17 protein-coding genes are annotated in these 21,962 nt (G+C 48.7%); 13 read left to right on the forward strand and 4 right to left on the reverse strand.

Features of this window, described 5'->3' with window-relative positions; genetic code table 11:
• Positions 1-349 precede the first annotated feature (349 nt).
• The 11 genes from ACM1PF_RS20295 to ACM1PF_RS20345 all read left to right on the forward strand — a co-directional run bounded on the left by ACM1PF_RS20295 (position 350) and on the right by ACM1PF_RS20345 (position 13,892).
• A complete protein-coding gene (locus ACM1PF_RS20295) occupies positions 350-1,699 on the forward strand; it encodes an O-antigen ligase family protein (protein ID WP_416666456.1) in 1,350 nt (449 codons plus the stop codon).
• 79 nt (positions 1,700-1,778) lie between these two features.
• Complete coding sequence (locus tag ACM1PF_RS20300) at positions 1,779-2,708, forward strand: hypothetical protein (RefSeq protein WP_416666457.1); 930 nt, start codon at positions 1,779-1,781, stop codon at positions 2,706-2,708.
• A gap of 152 nt (positions 2,709-2,860) precedes the next feature.
• Positions 2,861-4,213: a flippase gene (locus ACM1PF_RS20305; RefSeq protein ID WP_416666458.1), complete on the forward strand. Its 1,353-nt coding sequence runs from the start codon at positions 2,861-2,863 to the stop codon at positions 4,211-4,213.
• A gap of 24 nt (positions 4,214-4,237) precedes the next feature.
• On the forward strand, positions 4,238-5,413 hold the full coding sequence (locus ACM1PF_RS20310; RefSeq protein ID WP_416666459.1) for a glycosyltransferase: 1,176 nt from the start codon (positions 4,238-4,240) through the stop codon (positions 5,411-5,413).
• Positions 5,410-6,684, forward strand: coding sequence for a glycosyltransferase family 4 protein (locus ACM1PF_RS20315; protein WP_416666460.1), 1,275 nt, complete (start codon positions 5,410-5,412; stop codon positions 6,682-6,684). The genes ACM1PF_RS20310 and ACM1PF_RS20315 overlap by 4 nt, the downstream gene beginning before the upstream one ends.
• Positions 6,685-6,833: 149 nt before the next feature.
• Positions 6,834-7,769, forward strand: coding sequence for a glycosyltransferase family 2 protein (locus ACM1PF_RS20320; RefSeq protein ID WP_416666461.1), 936 nt, complete (start codon positions 6,834-6,836; stop codon positions 7,767-7,769).
• A 9-nt stretch (positions 7,770-7,778) separates the two neighbouring features.
• Positions 7,779-9,056: a glycosyltransferase family 4 protein gene (locus ACM1PF_RS20325; protein WP_416666462.1), complete on the forward strand. Its 1,278-nt coding sequence runs from the start codon at positions 7,779-7,781 to the stop codon at positions 9,054-9,056.
• A gap of 14 nt (positions 9,057-9,070) precedes the next feature.
• Positions 9,071-10,318: a polysaccharide pyruvyl transferase family protein gene (locus ACM1PF_RS20330; protein ID WP_416666463.1), complete on the forward strand. Its 1,248-nt coding sequence runs from the start codon at positions 9,071-9,073 to the stop codon at positions 10,316-10,318.
• Positions 10,319-10,543: 225 nt separating this feature from the next.
• A complete protein-coding gene (locus ACM1PF_RS20335) occupies positions 10,544-11,422 on the forward strand; it encodes a hypothetical protein (RefSeq protein ID WP_416666464.1) in 879 nt (292 codons plus the stop codon).
• A gap of 58 nt (positions 11,423-11,480) precedes the next feature.
• Positions 11,481-12,635: a glycosyltransferase gene (locus ACM1PF_RS20340; protein WP_416666465.1), complete on the forward strand. Its 1,155-nt coding sequence runs from the start codon at positions 11,481-11,483 to the stop codon at positions 12,633-12,635.
• A gap of 42 nt (positions 12,636-12,677) precedes the next feature.
• Positions 12,678-13,892, forward strand: a complete 1,215-nt coding sequence (locus tag ACM1PF_RS20345) for a glycosyltransferase family 4 protein (protein ID WP_416666466.1) — start codon at positions 12,678-12,680, stop codon at positions 13,890-13,892.
• A 344-nt stretch (positions 13,893-14,236) separates the two neighbouring features.
• Here ACM1PF_RS20345 and ACM1PF_RS20350 read toward each other — a convergent pair whose 3' ends face one another.
• Positions 14,237-16,405, reverse strand: coding sequence for a GumC family protein (locus ACM1PF_RS20350; RefSeq protein ID WP_416666467.1), 2,169 nt, complete (start codon positions 16,403-16,405; stop codon positions 14,237-14,239).
• Between the two features lie 426 nt (positions 16,406-16,831).
• Between ACM1PF_RS20350 and ACM1PF_RS20355 the strand changes: the two genes are divergently transcribed.
• The gene (locus tag ACM1PF_RS20355) at positions 16,832-18,517 is read left to right on the forward strand and encodes a S8 family peptidase (RefSeq protein WP_416666468.1); all 1,686 of its coding nucleotides are present in this window, start codon (positions 16,832-16,834) and stop codon (positions 18,515-18,517) included.
• A 352-nt stretch (positions 18,518-18,869) separates the two neighbouring features.
• Positions 18,870-19,526, forward strand: coding sequence for a hypothetical protein (locus ACM1PF_RS20360; protein WP_416666469.1), 657 nt, complete (start codon positions 18,870-18,872; stop codon positions 19,524-19,526).
• Positions 19,527-19,530: 4 nt separating this feature from the next.
• On the opposite strand, the gene ACM1PF_RS20365 is transcribed toward ACM1PF_RS20360, so the two are convergent.
• From ACM1PF_RS20365 to ACM1PF_RS20375, 3 genes are all read right to left on the reverse strand, one after another.
• Positions 19,531-20,427, reverse strand: a complete 897-nt coding sequence (locus ACM1PF_RS20365; RefSeq protein WP_416666470.1) for an ion transporter — start codon at positions 20,425-20,427, stop codon at positions 19,531-19,533.
• Positions 20,428-20,443: 16 nt separating this feature from the next.
• Entirely contained in the window at positions 20,444-20,875 is a 432-nt protein-coding gene (locus tag ACM1PF_RS20370; protein WP_416666471.1) for a VOC family protein, read from the reverse strand.
• A gap of 204 nt (positions 20,876-21,079) precedes the next feature.
• On the reverse strand, positions 21,080-21,613 hold the full coding sequence (locus ACM1PF_RS20375; RefSeq protein WP_416666472.1) for a DUF4168 domain-containing protein: 534 nt from the start codon (positions 21,611-21,613) through the stop codon (positions 21,080-21,082).
• Between the last annotated feature and the right edge of the window lie 349 nt (positions 21,614-21,962).

The following is a 21,962-nucleotide window of genomic DNA, read 5'->3' on the forward strand; positions in this document are numbered from 1 at the left end:
TGGCTGCTTTCAATTAGAGTTGCATCGGCTAACTTGTGATGATTCCATGTGCATCAGGATGACTCGATGATTCAGGACATGAAGCTATCCGTTCCACCCTTCCCCGTTTCCCTGGGGATCAATCAGCTCAAACGCATCTTCCAGCGGTAAGTATCAGGCTCGATTAGATTTTAGAGTCATGTTTCCAAACTGTTTTTTGTGATCTCATGCCGTTCCAGGTTGCGATCGCACTCCCTTCGCTGTGTCCCTGTTCAGATCTAATGTACTACTTGCCAGATGTTTCACAGTTTATCTGTGAATCGCAAGTTGTAATCAATGGAGATAGTCGAAGGAGCATTTCAGAAGCAACATGCAAGAGATCTTGTTTGACCCTTTGCTCTTACCCGTCATTCTGCTGACATCCCTGGTTTACCTGGTCTTTTTGTTTAACCTGCTGACCAAAAACAAATCAGCCTCTACGACTGCCGAGAAAATTATTTCATCCTCAGTAATTTTTATTTTACCGGGAGTCACAGTCTTTCCATTTGACAAAATTCATCCCAGTGCCTTAGCCGGACATGATAAAACAGCGATATCCGCTATGGCACAACTCGGTCTGTATTTCGTCCTGGCGTTCATGGTCAGCAGCAGGATTCCCTCATTCATCAAATCATTCCCTAACACGTTAAAATTCGTCCTTTTACGCAACCCATTCCTGCTATTTCTGATTCTCCTCACCCCCCTTTCTGCCGCCTGGTCTCATACCCCTTTTTTGTCTCTGAAGGCGAGTCTAGTATTACTGGGGCTGTCCCTGGTGGCAACCTACATGGGTAGCCAATATAGCTGGGATGAACTCTGGAGCCGCCTCCGATTGAGCAGTGGGATGTGGATGGTGCTGAGTACCGTGTTTGCCATTGCGGTTCCTTCCATTGGTCGGCATGGGAAGGGTTGGGGAGGGGTCGTCGGGCACCCAACCAATCTGGGGCCTATAGCCGCGATGAGTGCGGTGCTGTGGGGGGTGCAACTGGCCAGCCAAAAGAAGCCTTCCTGGCAGACGTTTGGCATCACGGGCCTGTCACTATTAGTGGTTGTGATGACGGATTCTGCGGGTGCGCTGGTCATTTTTGCGTTACTGGCAAGTACAGCGATCGCCTTTCGAGTCTTAAAGAAAACCAGTTTACGCTGGAAATTGGTCATGGGGTTTCTGCTGATTGTCTTACCCATCGTTGCATCAGCAGTGGTCGCGTTAAATCTGGAATTTCTACTCGGTTTGTTGGGTAAGGATCTAACTTTTACAGGACGGGCAGAGTTTTGGCCGCAATTAATTAATGAACTGCAAAAGCGGTATCTCCTGGGGTATGGCTATCACAGCTTTTGGCAACCCTGGCTGGGTGCAGCAAATCCGGCGGCTCATATTGTCAACGCGAATGAGTATCGTCCTCCCCATGCCCATAATGGTTTTTTGGATCTGGCTTTGAGTCTGGGAATTGTAGGACTTTCATTCTTTGTAATTTCGCTGGTGGCGAATACAATTCTTGCCGTCAAGCACTTTGCCACCTATCGCAACATCGAATCTGTGTTGCCGATGATCATGCTTGCTTTTTTGATCTTCAAGAATATGACTGAGACGGGGACGTGGGGATTGCGGCTGGATGCATTTCTCTACATCTTACTTTCGGTTCGACTGTGTACTGATATCCGGCGGCGGGTATATGGATAAAAAGTGGGACTGTGATGGCGTTTTCTGTAGACTGTTGCTGATTTTAACCACTGCTGATTTTAACTGTTGTTGAGTTTGAATGAGTATCCCAATCGTCTTAATCCATCGTTCAGATAGCGATTACCTGCTATACAGCTTAATGCAGGCAAAGATCAGGAATCCTGATTCCAGGATATACCTGTTAGGCGACTTCAGTAATAACCATTATCAGTTCTCGGAGCATTACCAGATTGATGATTACTTTAAAGGAGCAAATGATTTTGCCAAGTCATACCAACACTTCAGCACAAACCCATTTCAGTTTGAGCTGTTTTGCTTTCAAAGATGGTTTGTGTTAAGGGATTTTATGAGAAATAATGCCATTTCTCAATGCTTTCATATGGATTCAGATGTCATGCTTTTTGCAGAAATAACGTCAGAATATAGAAATTTCTCACAGTTTGACTTTACCCTATCACGATCGCAAAGCAGTGATTCTCTTAGCCCCCATTGCAGTTTTATTAATTCCCTAGAAGCATTGGACTCATTTTGTGATTTTCTGATGCGTTTATATCGAGAACCGCAGTTGACTCAGTTGATGGAACAGCAATTTTTAAAGCGATGTCGCTCAGGTTTGCCGGGAGGTGCTTGTGATATGACTGCCTTTCGAGAATATGTTGCCTCTAGTTCAGTCCGTGTCGGATACACCTCAGATATTATCAATGATTCTGTATATGATCATCGCATTCGATCGTCTGATGGCTTTGTGATGAATCCGCTTGGGCTGAAGCAGATTCAGTGGATTGATAATCAACCCTTTGGTAAGACTTCTGAGGGTGATTTAATCAAGTTTAATGCCCTACATTTTCAAGGAAACTCGAAAAAGTTCATGAAGCAATTTCTAAGGCTGGAAAACCATCATTTTAATTACTCCATTTTCCGGAGGCAATTTAGTATCAGTAAAAATTATTTTGTTTCTACGTCAAAAAAGGTTTTAAAGCGATTAAGAATGTCGCCCGCCCAACACTGATTCATAAAGTCATAAAGTCAAGGTGTCGCAGATGTTTGATCTCACTATAAGTTCATTACAAGTTCACCAAAACAATGAGTCTCAGATATTACGCCTGAACGCAGCAGTTTCTCGTCTTGCTCAAATTTCCTGACCTTCTCTGCCCCTCATTTATGATTAAGCAACTTCATCAACTTGGCACGAAACTGAGCTTTAGTCAAAGGCGGGTGTTGGGTAACATCGCGTGGCTCTTTACCGATCGTTTTTTGCAGATGGGGTTAGCTCTGTTTGTTGGGTTGTGGGTTGCTCGGTATTTAGGGCCCGATCGGTTTGGCAGTTTAAACTATGCGATGTCCTTCGTCAGTTTGTTTGGCATTATTGCCAGTCTTGGGCTGGATAGTATTGTCGTTCGAGATGTTGTCCGCTATCCCGATGCAAAACATGAAATTCTGGGTACTGCTTTTCTGCTAAAGCTCATTGGTGGATTGGTCAGTATTCCTGCTGTGATCTGGGTCAATAGCCTGCTGCGTCCCGATGAGCCAATGATGCAGTGGTTAGTCGCAATCGTTGCCGTAGGTGGCATCTTTAATGCGTTTAACATCATTTCATTCTGGTTTCAAGCCCAGGTTAATTCAAAATACAGCGTGATTGTTCGCAATACGGCCTACATCATGACCTGTGGGATTCGGATTGCTTTAATCAGTTTTGAGGCTCCTTTAATCGCCTTTGCTGTTGCGCTCTTGATTGAGATGATTCTGGGTGGGCTGGGATTGCTGATCTCCTATCAATGGAAAGAGCGAGATTTTCATCGCTGGTCTCAGAGTATGCAGCGGGCCCGATCGCTGCTGCGAGATAGCTTTCCCATGATTATCACCGGAGCAGTAACGGTAATTTATATGCGAACCGACAGCGTCATGTTGGGACAGATGGCAAACGATCGCCTGGTTGGTTTATATGCAGCCGTGATGAAACTGGCGGAGATGTGGTATTTCGTACCGGGTGCAATCACAGGCACGGTGTTTCCCCTGGTCATTAAGCTGAAGGAACAAAACGAAACCCTCTACTATGAACGGGCCCAGCAGTTGTTTACGCTCATGGCCGGATTATCCTACTTAGTGGCCATTCCAATCAGCCTTTTTAGTAGTCAACTGATGTTTATTTTCTATGGTGAAGACTATGTGGAGGGTGGAAATGTCCTGGCGATCTACGTTTGGGCAGGATTATTTGTCTCCCTGGGGGTGGCGCGAGGGCCCTGGATGGTGGCAGGAGACCTACTCAACTTTCGGGCAACGGCGGCGGCGGCTGGAGCTGTGATCAATGTTGCCCTGAACTGGGTTCTCATTCCCCGAATTGGCATTATGGGTGCGACGATCGCCACTCTTATTTCCCAGTGCATCTCTTGCTATCTAGCTAATGCATTTCACCCGAAAGCGAGGGAACTGTTCATCCGCCAAACGAAAGGAATTTTTCTCTTCGGTCTTCCCCAACTCATGCACCGCTTTTGGCGCAAAGGCAAGCTCATTTAACTGCGATACTCTCTTTTTCATCCTATGCCGAGCCTTCTTTCATTTCGTCCTGGTGTCATTGGCAATAACACTGCCTTTGAAGCAATGGCTGCCATCTATAAGTACCTGCAAGATCATTATGGGTATAATTTCACCTTAGTCTTTTCAGAAACGGATACTTACCATGATCCAGCCTTCAAAACCATCCCAATTCCCAAACAGGATTGGCGATCGCTCTTTTCGTCTCCTTACCTCCCTCCCCGTGACCAATTGCCAAACACCTTAAAGACTGAATTCGCCAAAGCTGATGGAATTTTGACCGTTGATCCGACGATTTTTGGTCAAGCCCGAATGGCGATCGCCGCTGCCCATAGGTTGCAAAAGCCAGTCTGGTTTGACACTTCCCGCACCATTCAAAATGACTATTCCACGATGGTCTGGAGCTACAAACGGCGGCTCTGGTTACAATCTGCGCTTCAGCAAACCACGGGAATTATTGCAACGGTTCCTAAATGCCTTGAGCGGTTTCAGGAGTTGGGTTTATTGAGTTCGTCGATCGCAGATAAGTTCACAATCATGGGTCATCCGGTAGATACCGATGTGTTTCAACCCAGGTCTAAGCTATCCGAAATGGATGGAATTTTGCGTATTCTGGTTGTATCCAGACTGATTCCTGAAAAGGGATTATTTTACATTCTGGAAGCTTTAACGCCTCTGTTATCCCAGCGATCGGATGTGCAACTGCATCTAATCGGTGATGGGGTGCTCCGCCATCTATTAGAACGAGAAGTCACAGAACGGCAGCTAACCGATCGAGTGATTTTTTTAGATACTTTACCCCACGAAAAATTATCCTCTACGATTGCTCAGTACGATCTATTCGTGAATCATGCGATCGGTATCGCCACCTGGGAAGAGTTTTTTGGAGTAGCAAATTTAGAGGCCATGGCCTGTGAATTGCCCTGTGTTGTAACCAGTAATGGAGGAATTTCCTATGCCATTCGAGAGGATGTGGCATCGTTTGTGCCGGAGCGTAATATTCTGCAATTGCGAAATGCAGTCACTCAACTCCTGGATTCAGAGTCCCTGAGAAAAACAATGGGACAAAAAGCCCGACAATACGTTGAAGCTCATTATTCCATCCGCGTGATTGCAGAACGCTATCACCAGATGTTAAACAGTCCCTCAAGCAAACCTTCAATGAACGCCATAACGCAATGAAGACTTTATTGTTAAGCCAGAGTGATGGGGGTGGAGCCGGAAGAGCGGCCCGTCGCCTTCACCTGGGGCTGCAAAAGATCGCTGTAGAGAGCCAAATGCTGGTACAGGTGAAAACCTCTGGAGTACCAGGGATTGTTCCCAGGGGTCATCAGTGGCAAAAGCTAGCCAACAGCCTGAACTTACTCGATCGCGTGGATAAGGTGCCTCTAAGCTTTTATCGACAGCGAGAGCGCACCGAGTTTTCGCCGCAGTGGTTGCCAAATGCCTTAGCGACCCAAATACACTCCCTCAACCCAGCAGTGATTAACCTGCACTGGACGGGGCATGGCTTCTTGCCGATTGAAACATTATCTCGGTTGAAATTGCCTTTAGTCTGGACGCTCCATGATATGTGGGCATTTACGGGAGGATGCCACTATGCCGGAACCTGCGATCGCTATACGAAACAGTGTGGAGCCTGCCCTCAACTCCATAGCAATCGGGAAGCTGATCTGTCCCGATGGATCTGGCGACGCAAGGAACGCGCCTGGCGATCGATTGACCTGACGATTGTGACACCAAGTCGTTGGCTGGCTGAATGCGCTCGCAGTAGCACGTTGTTGCAAGAACACCGCATCGAAGTCATCCCCAATGGATTAGATCTACAAATCTATAAGCCAGTCGATCGCGCATTTGCCCGTCATGTGTTGAATCTGCCCCAGGATCGCAAGCTCATCCTATTTGGAGCGATGTTTGGCACCAGCGATCGACGTAAGGGATTTCATCTGTTACAGCCTGCCCTGGATCAAATCCGGCAAACTGCATGGGGCAATCAGGTGGACTTAGTTGTATTCGGTGGAATCTCATCTCAGAATTCCGCTGAACTGGGATTTAAGGTTCATGCCTTAGGTCGTTTGAATGATGAGTTTTCTTTGGCTCTGGCTTACGCAGCCGCTGATGTATTTGTTGCTCCCTCGATCGAAGATAATTTGCCGAATACTATCCTGGAAGCATCCGCCTGTGGTACACCCTGCGTGGGATTTCAAATTGGCGGAATTGCCGATTTAATTGATCATTTGCAGACAGGTTATCTTTGTCGTCCCTTTGAAGTGGCTGATCTGGTACAGGGTATGGCCTGGATTTTGGAAGATCACGATCGTCGCTGTCAATTAGGAAACGCTGCACGACTGAAGATGGAAAATCAGTTTTCTGATGTGCTACAAGCGGAACGATACACCAATCTCTTTCTAGAGCGAATAGAGGATTCTCATCTGAGCAAAAAGATTTCATGAAAACCGATCTTAATTATACGGATTTTGATGAAATCTCTCTGTAAAAGGAATCGTTTGGTTGGGGAAATTAAAGGATTTAGCTCATTCAGCATTGCAGCGATTTCAAATCTGAGAAATGAACGAAGGACACTGCTTTCAGGAGCATAGTCATGGTAAAAAATTTACGCATTACTGACTCTAGTGATATTCAAATAGCAGTGTTGTTGACTTGTTTCAATCGTAAGCAAAACACGATCGACTGCTTAACGGCACTGCATAATCAAATTCTGCCAGAAGGGGTGAAATTTTCGGTTTATCTGGTCGATGATGGCAGCACGGATGGCACTGCATCCGCCGTTCAGGAAGCGTTCCCGTCGGTGAATATCATCTCAGGGGATGGTTGTTTGTTCTGGAATGGGGGAATGCGGCGGGCCTTTACGGCGGCAGCACAACACGCCTACGATTATCACCTCTGGCTGAATGATGATACGCTGCTGGCACCTACGGCCCTATCAACCCTGCTGGCCACCTCTCAAGTGCTGTGGGAGCAAGAGGATGCCTCAACAACACCATCTTTGCGACACGCCATCATCGTTGGCGCGATTCAGGATCCCGATACGGGCAAACACACCTATGGCGGACATCTTCGGACCCATCGCCTGCATCCCTTCAAATATCGCATGGTAATTCCCAACGGCAAACCCCAACGCTGCCAGATGATGAATGGGAACTGTGTGTTAATTCCCCAGTCGGTGTTTCGTCAGGTGGGCAACCTGGATCCGGCTTTTTCCCATAGCTATGGTGATTTTGACTATGCCCTGAGGGCTGAACGGCAGGGATGCTCCGTCTGGACGACTCCTGGCTATGTGGGCACCTGTAAGCGCAATCCTCCCCAAAGCACCGTCTGGACGAATCCCAATCTGACGCTAAAAGAGCGGTTCAAACGAGTCAATCAACCGAAAGGACTGCCCTTCCGCGAGCAGTTGGTCTTTACCCGCCGCCATGCCGGTTGGCTCTGGCCGTTCTTCTGGCTGTTGCCCTATGCACGCCTGTGCCTGTCTGCCCTTCAGCTTTCCTCCCAGAAGCGTACCGTTCAAGGAACTTAAAACTCTCCTATGATGCACCAACCTACAGAGTCTGCTCAAACTTCTGCCAGCAACCTGGTGGGCGATCGACCCACTGAAACGGCTACCTCTGTCGCTCCGTCCGGTGACAACAAACCAGCGAATGCCAAAAAGTCTCTAAAAGACATTCGTTTAGCCTGGTTAAATCCTGACATGAAGCTGAGTTTTTATATTCAGCCGGTTCTGCGGGAGTTATTCAAAATATTTCCCGAAAGTGTAGTCTATACAGGCAGATGGTCAGGATACGTTCCGGGCTGTGAGGATACCTTCAAACTGGAACTGGTGGGTAAGGATCGGAGCATTCGCCTGCGGAAGACGGAGGGCTATAGCCGCATCCTGCAACTGCCGTCTCTGGGAATTGTTCCTCGGTTATGGCAGCAAAAGCCTCATGTTGTTTTTGTGGTGGGCTTTTCGCTCTGGGCACTGCTGGTATTACTGCTAAAGCCGTTGTGTCGGTGGCGGGTGGTCATTGTATATAGCGGCAGTTCTCCCAATATTGACATGAGCGATTCCAAACCACGGCTCTGGTCACGTCAGTTTATGGCGAAACTAACCGATGCGTTTGTGACCAATTCCCAGGGAGGAAAGAATTATCTGGTTAAAGACTTGCACGTTTCTGAGGATCAGGTATTTGCGCGACCGTACCAGATTCCTGACAAACGGGCACTCCTCGATCCGTCTGAAGTCACCTCGGTGGATCTGTCCGATCAGCAACAGCCCGTTTTCCTCTATATCGGCCAAACGACCCATCGTAAGGGATTGACCTATCTGCTGCAAGCCTGTGCGCGGTTGGAAGCCCAAAACTGTCGAGACTATAGCTTAGTGATTGTGGGGGATGGGCCGCAGCGAACAGAGTTTGAGAACTGGAGCCGTGAACATGGGCTGGAAAACCGGGTGAAGTGGATGGGATGGGGTAGCTATGGTCAGCTAGGGGCTTACTATCAGCAGTCGAGCGTGTTTGTATTCCCCACCCTGGAGGACATCTGGGGCATGGTGGTTCTGGAAGCAATGCTGTTTGGCAAGCCGATTTTATGTTCCAAAGATGCGGGGGTGGCGGAAATGATTGCCGAGGGTGAAAACGGCCATGTGTTTGATCCGCAGGAGCCAGAGAAATTAGCGGCGTTAATGCAGCGTTTGATTGAGAACCCGGAACTGATTCAGCAGATGGGAGCCACTTCTCTGAACATTATTGAACAACAGGATACGCCGGAAATCTCTGCCCAAAACTTTGCTAAGGTCATTACTTCCGTTCTGAATTCCCGCCCATAGGAGCTAAAACTGACATGATACTCTCTTCAGAGCCGATCAGCGCAAGCAGATCTTCTCAACGTCCGCGAGTGGCTGCCTTTGGCGAGTGGGACACTACCAATCTAGGCGATCGCGCCATTTATGAGGGAGTGAAGCACTTTTTCCAGGAAATCGATTGGGAAGTAGTCGGTTATGGGTTAGGAACCCTTTCCCCGGTTGAGCAGAGAGCAGACTCGCCGATGCGGATTCCGTTCGATCGAGGGGCGATCGATACCCGTTCCAGCCTGACGGATTCGATGACTCACCTCAAAAAGCGAGTTAAGCGTCCCATCCGCGCTATCCGCCAGCAGCTTAAGATTCGAGCTTTGATGCCAGAATTGAGAACCGTTGATGCAATTTCGGTGGGGGGAGGCGCGCTGCTTGCCGATCAGGATTTGCATTTTCCCCAATCCCTGGAGGCAATCACCTGGGCTGCAAAGCGGCTGCAAATTCCCCTATTTTGTTTGGGATGCGGTTCGGTGCAAGACTGGTCTGCGGAAGGGAGGGCCATGATTCAGCAGTTTGCAGAAACCTGTCAGTTTATTGCAGTGCGAGATGCGGTCACATCGGAGCGGCTAACGGCACTGCTGGGAAGACCGATTCCGATCTTTGGTGATTTTGCGTTAACCCTCAAAGAGCCGATACCAGACGAAGCTAATGACGAGAACCGGAAAGCCGTTGCACTGAATGTCATGGAATTGTTCGGTGAGGATCAACTGAGTCAGAAGCAATATGAATCGGCTCTGGTGAATGCAATCAAACACTGGTTATCTCAAGCTCAGAACAGTGAAAATACCCGGTTCATCATTTTTACAACTGGTAATCCAGAGGATATAAAACCTGCAAGACGAGTCTTCCAAGAACTTTCCACTCACCCCAATGTCGAACTTCATCTCCCAATCTGTATGAACGATATTCATAATATTTTGACGCAGGTTAGAGTGGTCATTTCTGCCAGGCTACACGCCGCAATTCTAGCCATTTCTGAGACTGTACCCGTGATCAGTTTTGCGCCAGGAGAGGTCTATCGCAAAAACCATAATTTCTTCAAGTCCATTGGCATAGCAGAGTACGCCATTTCTACCTTCGCTGAAGATGCCAGGGATCAATTAATGCATTTACTGAATCAACCTCAGCCACAATTGCTATCGGCCCAAAGATCGAAGCTGGATTTATCTAGCATTTTGAAAACCCGATCGGACACCTGTTTGCAGTTTAGAAATCTGGCTGCTTTAAGGCACTAAAGAATATAAATTGACTAATCTAAAATTCCTGTGGGGTGGGCATCTTGCCCGCCCAGTCAACACAGCAGAATGATTGACAGGTTATTTAATTTACAATCCCAAGTTCAGTTATTGTAGCATTCAAGCCAGCTCAATTTCATTCTGTCCCAAAGTTATGGAGATCGAGCTTTGCAATCCAGTTCAGCGTTAACCGTACGAAGCCTGATATGTCATCGTGATGTCGAGATGGCATTACTTTGTTTGGGATCTTTGCTTCAGTATTCCACTGAACCTTTAAACTTGATTCTGCATGATGATGGCACTTTGATGGCAGACGATCGGGAACGCTTAAAGCTAAACCTGCATGGCGTTTCCTTTGTTTCTCGATCGGAGGCAGATGAATTGACTCAACAGCAGCTCAAGGGCTATCCAAACTGTTTTCAGTATCGGCATGGTTCAGCTCATCAGACGCAACATATTTTGAGTTTGAAACTATTTGATGTGGCTTTACTGAGTCATGATACGATTGCCTACTGCGATAGTGACATTCTTTTCTTGAAGCCATTTTGTCAGTTGTTTAATTTTCCTGATTCTTCCACCTCGGCATTGTTCATGAAGGATTTTCGAGAATCCTATTCAATTCATTTTCTGAAATTACTCAAATCAAATGAGATTCAGTTGCCCAGCAAAGTGAATGCCGGGTTGATTTTTTTCAAAAAGCGTAATTTTGACCTGGATTTTGTGGAATGGCTCTTAAAGCAGGAAGAGTTCAAGTATATTTTTGCGTTCACTGAACAAACCTGTTGGGCTGCCCTTGGGTATCGGGCCCACTGTCGGTTCTGGGATCCTCAGCAGATCCAAATGATCCACCAAAAGGCTCCGGTGACTCAGCAGACGATCGCAGGACATTTTACAACTCCCTATCGATACTTATTAAGACAATATTTTGCTAGAGATCCTGCCCATAATCCAGTTGAGCCAGCATCCGTTTCCCCAGAATCTCCAACTGTAATAAACACCATACCCGCCGTGGACTGTCACCCCATAAGTTTGGCAAAAGAGCATTCCAGAATTCATTTAGGTGGGGTCAAACAAAAGATTGTGGGAAAACGCAAATCGTTCTGAACAGTCCGATTCAGGGGAAGCTTCAAAGTTGAGTCAAACGTTGTCAATACTGTGATGTATGAATATCTATCTCTACTTAAAACATTTCCCGCCCCTGGGCGACGACCTGAATGAGGGAACCCGCAAAGCAGTGCATGGGCTGGCGATCGGATTGGCCCATCAGGGTGCCTCCGTGACGGTGCTTTGTGAGGGAGTGCAAGACAGCTTGACCCAGACGGACTATGGTTACTCGATTCAGTGCTTTGCAAATCCCCGTAGCGGTTCCTATCGCTCTGTCGCTGAAAGTGCCTCTTTCAACATTGCCCCTGGCTTAGAGCCATTTATCCGCGATCGCCAGCAGGATAGCCTGTTTATTCTCAATGGCATCTTTCATCGCAGTCTCTATTCCTTCGGCAAACTCCTCAGGAAATACGCTGTTCCCTACATCGTCGCTCCCCACGATCCCTATCATCCTGCCATTTTTAAGAAGAATGCCCATCTAAAACTGCCCTACTGGCACTTGATTGAAAAACCGCTACTGAATCGGGCGATCGCCATTCAAGTTTTAGATAAACGGCATGGTCAGTGGCTGCAACGGCTCCAGGTAAACCCTCCCGTAATTGAAGTACCAAATGGTTTTTCACCCACCGATGTCATGGCAGAGGCAGCGTTAGATTGGCGAACCGAAGGACGTTGCAAACTGATTTTTTTGGGGCGATTAGATGCCTACAACAAAGGATTGGATTTGCTGCTGGAGGCGTTTGCCCAGGTGGTGAAAACGAATGATGTGGAATTGGTGCTTCAAGGGCCAGACTGGGGCGATCGCTCAGTTCTAAAAGTCCAGGCGACTCAACTGGGGATTGCCGATCGAGTCACGTTCCTCCAACCGGATTACGATCGTTCTCCCTCTGACATCATTGCGAACCATGATATTTTCTGTGTTCCTTCCCGGTTTGAAGGCTTCAGTCTGTCTGGTTTAGAAGCGATGCTGGCGGGACGAGTCATTTTAATTTCAGAAATTGCAGGATTGGCTCCCCACATTACAGCCAGTTGTTGCGGTGTGGTGGTGCAACCGGATGTGCAGGCGATCGCCAGGGGTTTAGAAACCCTGCTCAACCAGCGTTCGGCATGGCAAGAGATGGGGCTGAATGGTCGTGCCTATGCCCTAAAGCATTTGGACTGGAATCAAATTGGCGCGCAGGCATTACAGGATTATGCGCGTTTGATGCCCTAGCGAAATAGTTTCCTCAACGTAATCACAGGATGATTCACCACCATGAAAATTTTGATGTCCGCCTATGCTTGTGAACCAAATCGTGGCTCAGAAGAAGGTGTAGGCTGGAATATTGTGGTTCAAGCTGCTAAACAGCACGAAGTTTGGGTACTGACGCGCACTTTCTATCGTTCGGCGATCGAAGCAGAATTAGAAAAACAGCATCTCTCAAATCTTCACTTTATCTACTTTGATCCATTCAACTGGTCATCCGATTGGCGTGATACGCAAGGCCCCGTCCAATTCCATTACTATCTCTGGCAAATTCAGGCGTACTTTGTCGGGCGATCGCTCCACCAACAGGTCGATTTTGATCTGATACAGCATGTCACCTACGGCAAATATTGGTCGCCCAGCTTTCTTTCCCTGCTACCGGCTCCCTTCATTTGGGGGCCGATCGGCGGTGGAGATGCTGCCCCAAAACCGTTCTGGAAGGACTTTAGTTTCCGGGGAAAGCTGTATGAAACGGTTCGCAGTCTGGCTCAAGGACTGGGGGCACTGGATCCATTTACGCAGATGACGGCCCGCCGCAGTCAGTTTACCCTGGCCGCAACCCACGGCACGGCCGAACGGGCCCACAAATTGGGGAGTCATACGGTCAAGGTGATCTCCCAGGTCGGCTTGTCTGATCAAGAAATTCAGCTTTTACAAAATCTAGACATTGCGGAACAGCCCGTCGTTCGTTTTGTCAGTATTGGTCGCTTGCTGCATTGGAAAGGGTTTCATCTGGGATTACGAGCCTTTGCCCAGGCCAATATCCCCAATGCTGAATACTGGTTTTTTGGGGATGGAGCTGAAAAGTCTCGCCTGGAAGCTCTTGCCGCTTCTCTCGGTATTGAATCGAAAGTCCGGTTCTGGGGCAGAATGGCGCGAGAAAGTATGTTCACGCAACTGGAACAATGTCATGTTTTAGTTCATCCCAGCCTGCATGAAGCGGGGGGCTTTGTTTGTGCTGAAATGATGGCAGCAGGTCGTCCGGTGATCTGTCTGGATTTAGGTGGCCCTGCCATTCAGGTGACGGAAGCAACCGGCATGAAAATTCCTGCCCATGACCCAGACCAAACCGTTCAAGATATGGCTGAAGCTATGCAACGTCTGGCGATCGATTCAGATTTACGGCTGCGGTTGGGTAAGGCGGCTCAACAACGGGTTAAGGACACCTTCAGGTGGGATGCAGTGGGACAGACCTTTGCCCATATCTATGAGCAGGTTATGTGACGGAACCGGATGGCAAGTCTCTTGAAGTCCCCTACAACCTGGCCTACAAAAAAGATTTGTCAGTCCACCCGCGTTTAACTGTGGCAGGGAGCATCCCACTTTTGTAATGGGAATTAACCCACCCCAGCCCCTCCCAAGAGGGGATTTTTATGGACATTCTCCTGGTTTAGGAATGCGGATTAAATAAAATCGAAAATTTAATCTCCAGAAGGGGCGCACAGCTGTGCGCCCGTACAGAAAAAATCGGAGTTATTTAATTTGCGTCCCTTAGAGGGGGACTTCCAGAGTTTCCCCTCCTGGGAGGGGTTAGGGGTGGGTTCCCATGTCTGTTGCCACCAGTCCAATTAAGCCTTCACCTTTTGGGATACCACCCCTAAAACTGGAATCTTAGCAACCTTCGTCTGTTCCATCGCCTGTTCCAACGAGGAGCTTTTCAGCTTACCCATTTCCGCCACCAGCACCAAGCCATCTGCATGGGCAGACGTGATGTAAGCATCCGCAAACCCAACCAGAGGCGGAGCATCATAAATGACCAGTTCAAAGTTGTCCTGAAATTGCTCCATCAACCGCTGCATTTTTTTCGATGAAAGCAACCGCGTCGGATCAGGTGGCACAACTCCGGCGGGTAGGATGAACAAGTTTGTCTCAAAGTTTGCTTGCCGTACCGCTTCTCGGAGTAACAGATCTCCCGACATCACATCAGTCAAGCCGCCTGTGTTTCGCAGATCCAGGTACTCATGCAGGCTGGGATTCCGCAAATCGGTATCGACTAACAGCACTCGCTGAGACATGGCAGCAGCAGCTTTGGCTAAATGAATCGCCGTTGTGGATTTGCCTTCTCCGGGTTGAGTCGAGGTGATCACGATTGACTGAATTGGGTCATCGGAATTGAGCAGGCGAATGTTGGTATAGAGCGATCGGAATGCCTCGGCAAAGGGATCGCGTTCATAGCCAGAGCGTTGGGTCGGTACTATGGCTGAACCAGCGGGACTGAGTTGATCCGCCTGGGATGTTTCAGAAAATTGAGTTGCAGCCGATCGATTGGCCGGGATAGATCCCAGTACGGGCAGGCGAGTAATGCGCTTCAGGTCGTTGGGATTATGCACCACATCAGTTAACGCTTCGATCGCCAGGGCCAGACCAATACCCAGCATTACCCCCAAAATGCCACCGATCGCCAGATTTCGCGGCAGGCTGGATACGATGGGTTCGGGGTCAGTGGTGGGGGTGAGTAAAAGCCAGGGAATTTCCCGTTGGGCCGCATCAATTTGTAAGACCTCCCGTTTGGCGAGGAATTGGTTCAAGGTTTCCGTTGCAATGGTCAACTCCCGATCGATATCGGTATAGATGCGCGTAATCACTGCCAGATCATCCACATCCGATCGCAAGGTTCCCAGGGTGGACTGTAAGGCTTGATCGCGCACCTCCAGTTCCCGCAATTGCCCACTGGCTTCCCCCTGCACAATTTGCCCCTCCCGCGACAGCAAGCCCAAGATGCTCTGTCGGCGTTCCAGCAATACCTCCATTTCGGGGGTTGTATCCAGGTACAGCGTTGAAGCCTGGGCGATTTCAGCATCCAGATCCAGTAACTCTCCCACGAGCCTCTGATATCGAGCATTTTGACTTAACCTGCCGGATGCAGCTACTTCGGGTGAAGTGCCAGACAGTTCCCCTTGCAAATTAGAAACCGATTCTCTCGTTTGCTCCAATTCAACCTGGGATTGTAAAAACTGCTCTCGGAAGCTTCTCACCTGCAAGGAAAGCTCTTCTCCCCTGGCATCTGGCGTGATCAAATTGTATCGCTGCCGCAGTTGTTGCAGTTGATCTTGCAGGAGAGCCACATTCTCACGTAAATCCGGCAGTTTTCCCTCAACAAATTGAATGCCTCGCTGAATCTCGTTCAGTCGGTATTCCAGACTGTATTCCAGGTACTCATCGGCTGCCAGATCTAAAATGGCTCTGACCTCATCCGGATCCATTCCTTTGTAGGTGACTCGAATGATGTCAGATTCTTCCTCAATAATTTCCGCATTTAAGTTTGACAGAATGATGCCACGACAGCGATCGACCTGTTCTACCGCAGTGAGACTGGCCAGATCAAGGGTTTCATCATCTGACGAAATGATTTGCTCACACATGCCTGGATATTGCTGCTGAAGCTTTTCCACCACAGGAGTCATCAGGCTGTTGCTGGTCAGAACTCGCAGTAAATCTGGATTGCTGATGCCAGTATCAGTCTGTTCTCGTCGAATGGCATCGGGTAGGGAAGAGGTAACTTCCTGTTCAGCAGAGGTGCGCTGAATTAAGATTTCTACCTTCGATTCAAAAACAGGATCTTCAAACGAAGTTTGTACCCCTGCGCCAATGGTGACAGCCGATGCGACTGCGATAATCAGTAACGCTCTGCGCCGCAAAGTGGAAAAGATTTTACCCAGATCAATTTCATCTTCATTCAAATCACCAGGAGCTAATGGGGCGGCGGTTTGGCTGTGTAAACGTTCCTCGGTTGTCATCCTGAAAATCACCTGTATTAGTCAAAGCGTTTAAGAAATTGAAAAGGTAGTTCAACCAAAGAGAACACACTGCCGAAGGAATTCAAGAGATCGCCTGATGAATCTGTTGGACTGGCTGTACTTGCCGGAGCGAAGCCAAAACGATTTGTAAATCGCTGCTACAGGCGGAAATGGTTACTCGATTAAAGCAAAGGTCGGCATGGATGACGGACTACCTCCAAATTACTCTCCTTGACAAAAAACTGGCTGTCAAGGGGACAGCTCTGAGTTACTTTGCAAAGCTTTGAAGGGGGCATCCGATGAAAACATTAAAGTTCAGTCAAAACTTTACGAAAATTTCATTTTGTTCTTACATAGGGGTCACTCAGTTCTTTCCCGCCCCTCCGGGATTTTCCGGATAGTTGCCACTTAGGGGATGCGACGGATATGGTAGATATACCGATCGCAATTCACTCATTTCTCGGCATTGACTTGCTTCAGGGGCTTCATCACCGTATGTTTACGCTTCCCCGTCACGCTTCCCATCGATCTGAATCATCTACCCATCCTGCATCCGAGCTTTTACTCCCTTCGCTAAAGCCGCGATCGCCCCTGAATGGGTTCCGTCTGACCCGATCGCTACAGGGCCGATCGGGAAAATCTACGGTTGCAATTCCAACCGTGGGGCTGGAAACGAGCAGCGAGTTTTATGGCACTCCCTACGTAGGAGAATGGAACGGTCGTAAATCTCACATCTTTGGGCGATCGTGGCGATCGATCCAGGGAAAGGTTGCCAAAAGTATCCTGCGAGTGGGGCAGCGCATTCGAGGACAGTTGAGCCAAACCGACGGACAGGATCTCAACCTGAATTCCTACGTGGACGACTATGTGTTGCGCAGAGTTCGCCCAGGACAGCGCATTGAGATTAACCTGCGGGCAAAGTTCGATGGCTATTTGCAGCTTTTGAACGGGCGAACGGGGCGAGAACTCCTGTACGGCGATGACACCTCAAAAAACCTGAATGCTCGGATGGTCTTCACAGCTCAAAAAGGGGTTCAGTACAGGATTCGCGTCAGCAGTGCCCGTCCCAACAAAACGGGGCAATATACCCTGCGCAGCAGGGTACACCAACCCACAACCCCAGGATTCGACTTTTTCTATGGCTATGGTCTGGTGGATGCGGCAGCAGCAGTGGCTCAGGCGATCGGGCAGCCCCGGTTTTCCAGCCTGGATCCTCTGGGGGGAGAGAATTGGAGTTTAGATCTGGTCAATGCGCCCGCAGCCTGGGCCCAGGGGTTTACCGGACAGGGAGTGACGATCGCCGTGATCGACTCTGGCATTGACTATAACCATCCCGACCTGTTTGGCAACCTCTGGAGCAATTCCAGGGAAATTCCCGACAACGGCATCGATGATGATGGCAACGGCTATGTAGACGATCGGCTGGGCTGGAATTTTGTCAGTAACACGAACAACCCAGCGGACGATGACCGGGATGGCCATGGTACTCATGTGGCAGGAATTATTGCCGGACAAAAGGGGTCGGGCAAACTGGGAGTCGCCTATGATGCCAAAATCATGCCGCTCAAGGTGCTGAATCGGCGCGGGGAAGCCGATGGAGATGCGGTGATTGCTGAAGCGATTCGCTATGCCGTGAATCAGGGAGCCAGGGTGGTCAACCTGAGCTTGGGGGGTGATCCGGGGTCGGGGGTGGCTCCTGAACTGGAATCAGCCCTGCGCTTTGCCCGTGACTCTGGGGTGGTGGTGGTGATGGCATCGGGGAATGAACGACAGCAGTTGGGCGCGTTGAGGTCGGGTGATCCCGCCTTCTTTGGGGCAGTGCGAGATCTGGGCATTTCCGTCGGTGCGATCGGAGCCGATCGTCGGATGTATCTTGACTCTAACCCGGCTGGAAAAATTCCCCACAGCTTTGTAGTGGCTCCTGGGGTACAGGTTCAATCCACAGTTCCAGGCGGATTCTACGATCGCTATGATGGCACTTCGATGGCGACTCCCCATGTCGCTGGAGTGGTGGCTTTAATGCTAAGTGCGAATCCAACCCTGACTCCTGCCCAGGTGGAAGCAATTTTAGTAGCAACGGCCGATCGTCAGGGATTAACCTTAGCCCCGTAGAGCGTCACCTGAACTTAGGAGCATCCCATTCCAGAACGATTCGTCATGCAAATGCAATGGGATACCCCCTGAACTTCAACCCTTCAACCCTTCAACCCTTCAGTTTGACCCTTTAAAAAAGTCTAATCAGTTACAAAAGTCTGACCAGTTGTGAAAGTCCAGACCCAAGAAATCCGGCGTTAGTAGGATGCAAACGGTGATCCTAAACTTTGTATACTTAAAGTCAAGTGGGAGCATATCACTTTTGTCGCCCTCACCCTAAATCCCTCTCCCCAAGGGCGAGGGACTTCGATCCGGCTCCCCTTCTCCCACAGGGAGGAGGGGTTGGGGGATGAGGGTCGGACTTGCAAACGTGACATACTCCCAAGTCAAGCCTTGTTCCCTGGAGCAAGCGATCGATGCCATCCGTACTTTGTTATTCAAAATGTCAGCCATAGACCCGGATCAGCTAGAGCAAAAAACGCTTGAAGATGAGCGCATGCATGACGTTTTCTTGATGTTGCAGCATCTATCAAGAAACGAAGAAGTGACTATTAAAATCATTATTGATTGCCTTTATGAAGTTGGCTCAATTAATTTAATTAATCAAAAGTTGCCCTATCCACCTGCCAATGGCATTGTCAAACAAATTGCCAGACTTTCTAAACCTGTGTTTCGGATTGTGGCCTTTCACTGGTTCAGGAAAAATGGCCCTCCCTTGATTACCCGGTGGTTGCGCAATAAAATCTCGTTCAAAAAGCCCGTTGCCCGCCAAGTGAGTAGAACTGCAAAACAGGTAGAGGCAACCCTGGACGGCAAAGACATTGAACTCTATTCTCAGTCCAAGATCGATTTACTCAGTGGAGAAGTTCAACGACTCCGATCGCAAGTTCGGCTCATTAGCGGCATCTCCATTGGGGCGATCGCGGCTCTGGGGGGAGTCATTTTGTGGATGAACTATAGTCAGGCTGAGCGATCGGCCCAGCAGCCTGCTAATCTGCTGCAAACCATTATCCTTGAGCAGGATTAGGGGATTAACTGAAGCGAGCTTTATCCTGCTCCCTGCGATCCAACGCAGATCCATCCTCAAGTCTATCCTCAACTCGAGAACTTAAATCCGGTAATTCGCACGCCTCCCCCGTTTTGACCAACAGCTTGCCGCATACCTTACAAAAGCGAGCATCTGCATCGTGGGAGCTGAGTCCACAATTGACACAGAGAATTTCCTGCACCATGTGGTTAGAAGTTTTAAGCAGTTGTTTGACCAACTCACCAATCTGCCAGGGAATCAGAGTTACTCCGGTCATAATCATGGATACGGTCAGTAGCCGTCCCAGTTCTGAAACAGGGGTCATATCACCGTAACCCACCGTCGTCATTGTCACGACTGCGAAGTAAATTGCATCTAAAAAGGTGGCAAAAATCTCTGAATTAACGGGATGCTCGACCTGATAAATTAATCCTGAAAAGACAAAGATAATCGTCACCAACGTGAACAGAATCCGGACAAAAATCGCACTGTCTTCGCGGGTGACATAACCAAAAATTGTTTTTCCTTCTACATAGCGAATAAGCCGCAAAATCCGAAACCAGCGGAAGACTCGAAGGAACTGAATATCGACTGATGTTAGGAAGAAGGGAAGGATGACCGCCAGATCAATCAATGAATAGAGATTGAAAAAGTGGCGGATCCGATTCTCAGCACTCCAGAACCGCAGGGCATATTCGATCGCAAAAATGAGTAGAATCCCCTGATTCAGCCGATTGAGCTGAAACCGCATTACAGATGGGATCTCATAGGTTTCTGCAACGAAAATGGCGACGGATACTAGTACCAACCCAGCGATCGACCAGTTAACAATCTTGCCCGTTAGGGTTTCAGTATCCTCTAGATAAAATCTAAGCCGCTGCCGTATTATCGCTTGATTCATTGCCCTGATGGGAGTTCTAGACCCGATCGCCGACTTGCGTGTACGCTAGTTCACCAAATACAGCATTCGGATTCACATAATACTTAAACTCCATCAAATTGCCAAAGGGATCGGCCAGGAAAAAGGTACGGTGCTCCAGCGGAGATCCTTCAAACCGATGTTTGGGTTTAACATAAAAATCTAAGTGGTGGCGCAGCGATCGTTCCAGTAGGGCTTCCCAATCTGCTTCAGCCGTAAAAATCAGACCAAAATGGCGGGGATAAATTCCCTTCTGCGGAGCGAGGGGGTCATGGCTGAGATGAGCGACGAGCTGATGTCCGTACAGATTAAGGATGACTGAATTGTCATTCTCCCGACCTACCGCACATCCTAAACGAACACCGTAAAACTCTTTAGCCTGAGCAATATCAGTCACCGGAAAGGCAAGATGAAATAAAACTTGGCTCATATGGTTTGCAAGGGAATTCAACAAAAATCAAATAAGAGTAAATCAGTCATAACAGCGATCGATTCAGCTATACTATACCGATTCTCTAGTATGTCAGAAAGCTCCCCAAGATGGATAAATTAGATCCATCTATGAGGGGAGCCATTTGAACGCTTGGTTTGGAACGCCTGACTGTGTGGGTGAGCGATCGCTCCGCCGGTCTAACTAGTTTGACAACATCTGCTGAACTTGCTGTAAAAGGGTCGGATCTTGGCGGACGGCAGCCAGGATTTCGCTGAACCGTTGAGGTTCCAGTCCCTCAGACTCGATCGCCTGTACCTGTTCTGCCTGAACGCCCTGTAGGATGGACTCAATTTGAGTCACCGCCTGGTCAAATGATTGCTGCTCTTCGGGGGTTGCTTCCGTCGTTACCTCAGCCTCTGGAGACTGTTGAGCCTGATAGAGTTCGCCAAACCGCTCACGACTAAAGCCATTCTGCTCTAGAACCTGATTGATTTCCTGTTGAGCCGTTTGTTCGATCGTCTGGATCTGTTCAACCGCATTAGCGAATCGCTGTAGTTCGTCCTGGTCAACCTGTAGGTCAACTTGCTGCTCTTGGGGGGTAGCAGGAGCGGGATTGACCTGCTCTTGGGACATATCTTGCTCTTGAGTTTGAAGCTCAGACGCTCCTTGAGCCGATACGCTACCTGCAAACAGCAGCATCAACGCCGAACTGCCAACCAAAAATTGCTTTAGCATATGACCTCCTTATGACTGCCCGCTTCCGGAAATGGGAAGAGGCGAATTGTTAGAGTTTACTTCAAATGGGCCAGGCTGATCTGTGAATTGGAGATTCACGGATCATTTAATCGATTTTTCAAACAAAGCTCCTCACAGGATAGGTTAGGATCCTTTTCCTCAGACTGCACACAAGCATCTACCCAGACTAGTACAAGACAGGCTTCTAACAGTTCCTCCTAAAGAGGGTTACTGGGAGCATCCACTGGGGTAGCCCAATGAGAAAGCTTTGCCTGTGGTGATCCTCAAAAATTGCCAAAAAAAAGGGATGCTGCGTCACATCCCAACAATTTTAATAGATTGAATAGAA

This window comes from Egbenema bharatensis FJBBOT/2019 (genome assembly GCF_048077055.1).
Lineage (GTDB): Bacteria > Cyanobacteriota > Cyanobacteriia > Elainellales > Elainellaceae > Egbenema > Egbenema bharatensis.

Coding starts and splice junctions, on each gene's coding strand:
- ACM1PF_RS20295 (WP_416666456.1), top strand. CDS start 350: ATGCAAGAGATCTTGTTTGACCCTTTGCTCTTACCCGTCATTCTGCTG.
- ACM1PF_RS20300 (WP_416666457.1), top strand. CDS start 1,779: ATGAGTATCCCAATCGTCTTAATCCATCGTTCAGATAGCGATTACCTG.
- ACM1PF_RS20305 (WP_416666458.1), top strand. CDS start 2,861: ATGATTAAGCAACTTCATCAACTTGGCACGAAACTGAGCTTTAGTCAA.
- ACM1PF_RS20310 (WP_416666459.1), top strand. CDS start 4,238: ATGCCGAGCCTTCTTTCATTTCGTCCTGGTGTCATTGGCAATAACACT.
- ACM1PF_RS20315 (WP_416666460.1), top strand. CDS start 5,410: ATGAAGACTTTATTGTTAAGCCAGAGTGATGGGGGTGGAGCCGGAAGA.
- ACM1PF_RS20320 (WP_416666461.1), top strand. CDS start 6,834: ATGGTAAAAAATTTACGCATTACTGACTCTAGTGATATTCAAATAGCA.
- ACM1PF_RS20325 (WP_416666462.1), top strand. CDS start 7,779: ATGATGCACCAACCTACAGAGTCTGCTCAAACTTCTGCCAGCAACCTG.
- ACM1PF_RS20330 (WP_416666463.1), top strand. CDS start 9,071: ATGATACTCTCTTCAGAGCCGATCAGCGCAAGCAGATCTTCTCAACGT.
- ACM1PF_RS20335 (WP_416666464.1), top strand. CDS start 10,544: ATGGCATTACTTTGTTTGGGATCTTTGCTTCAGTATTCCACTGAACCT.
- ACM1PF_RS20340 (WP_416666465.1), top strand. CDS start 11,481: ATGAATATCTATCTCTACTTAAAACATTTCCCGCCCCTGGGCGACGAC.
- ACM1PF_RS20345 (WP_416666466.1), top strand. CDS start 12,678: ATGAAAATTTTGATGTCCGCCTATGCTTGTGAACCAAATCGTGGCTCA.
- ACM1PF_RS20350 (WP_416666467.1), bottom strand. CDS start 16,405: ATGACAACCGAGGAACGTTTACACAGCCAAACCGCCGCCCCATTAGCT.
- ACM1PF_RS20355 (WP_416666468.1), top strand. CDS start 16,832: ATGGTAGATATACCGATCGCAATTCACTCATTTCTCGGCATTGACTTG.
- ACM1PF_RS20365 (WP_416666470.1), bottom strand. CDS start 20,427: ATGAATCAAGCGATAATACGGCAGCGGCTTAGATTTTATCTAGAGGAT.
- ACM1PF_RS20370 (WP_416666471.1), bottom strand. CDS start 20,875: ATGAGCCAAGTTTTATTTCATCTTGCCTTTCCGGTGACTGATATTGCT.
- ACM1PF_RS20375 (WP_416666472.1), bottom strand. CDS start 21,613: ATGCTAAAGCAATTTTTGGTTGGCAGTTCGGCGTTGATGCTGCTGTTT.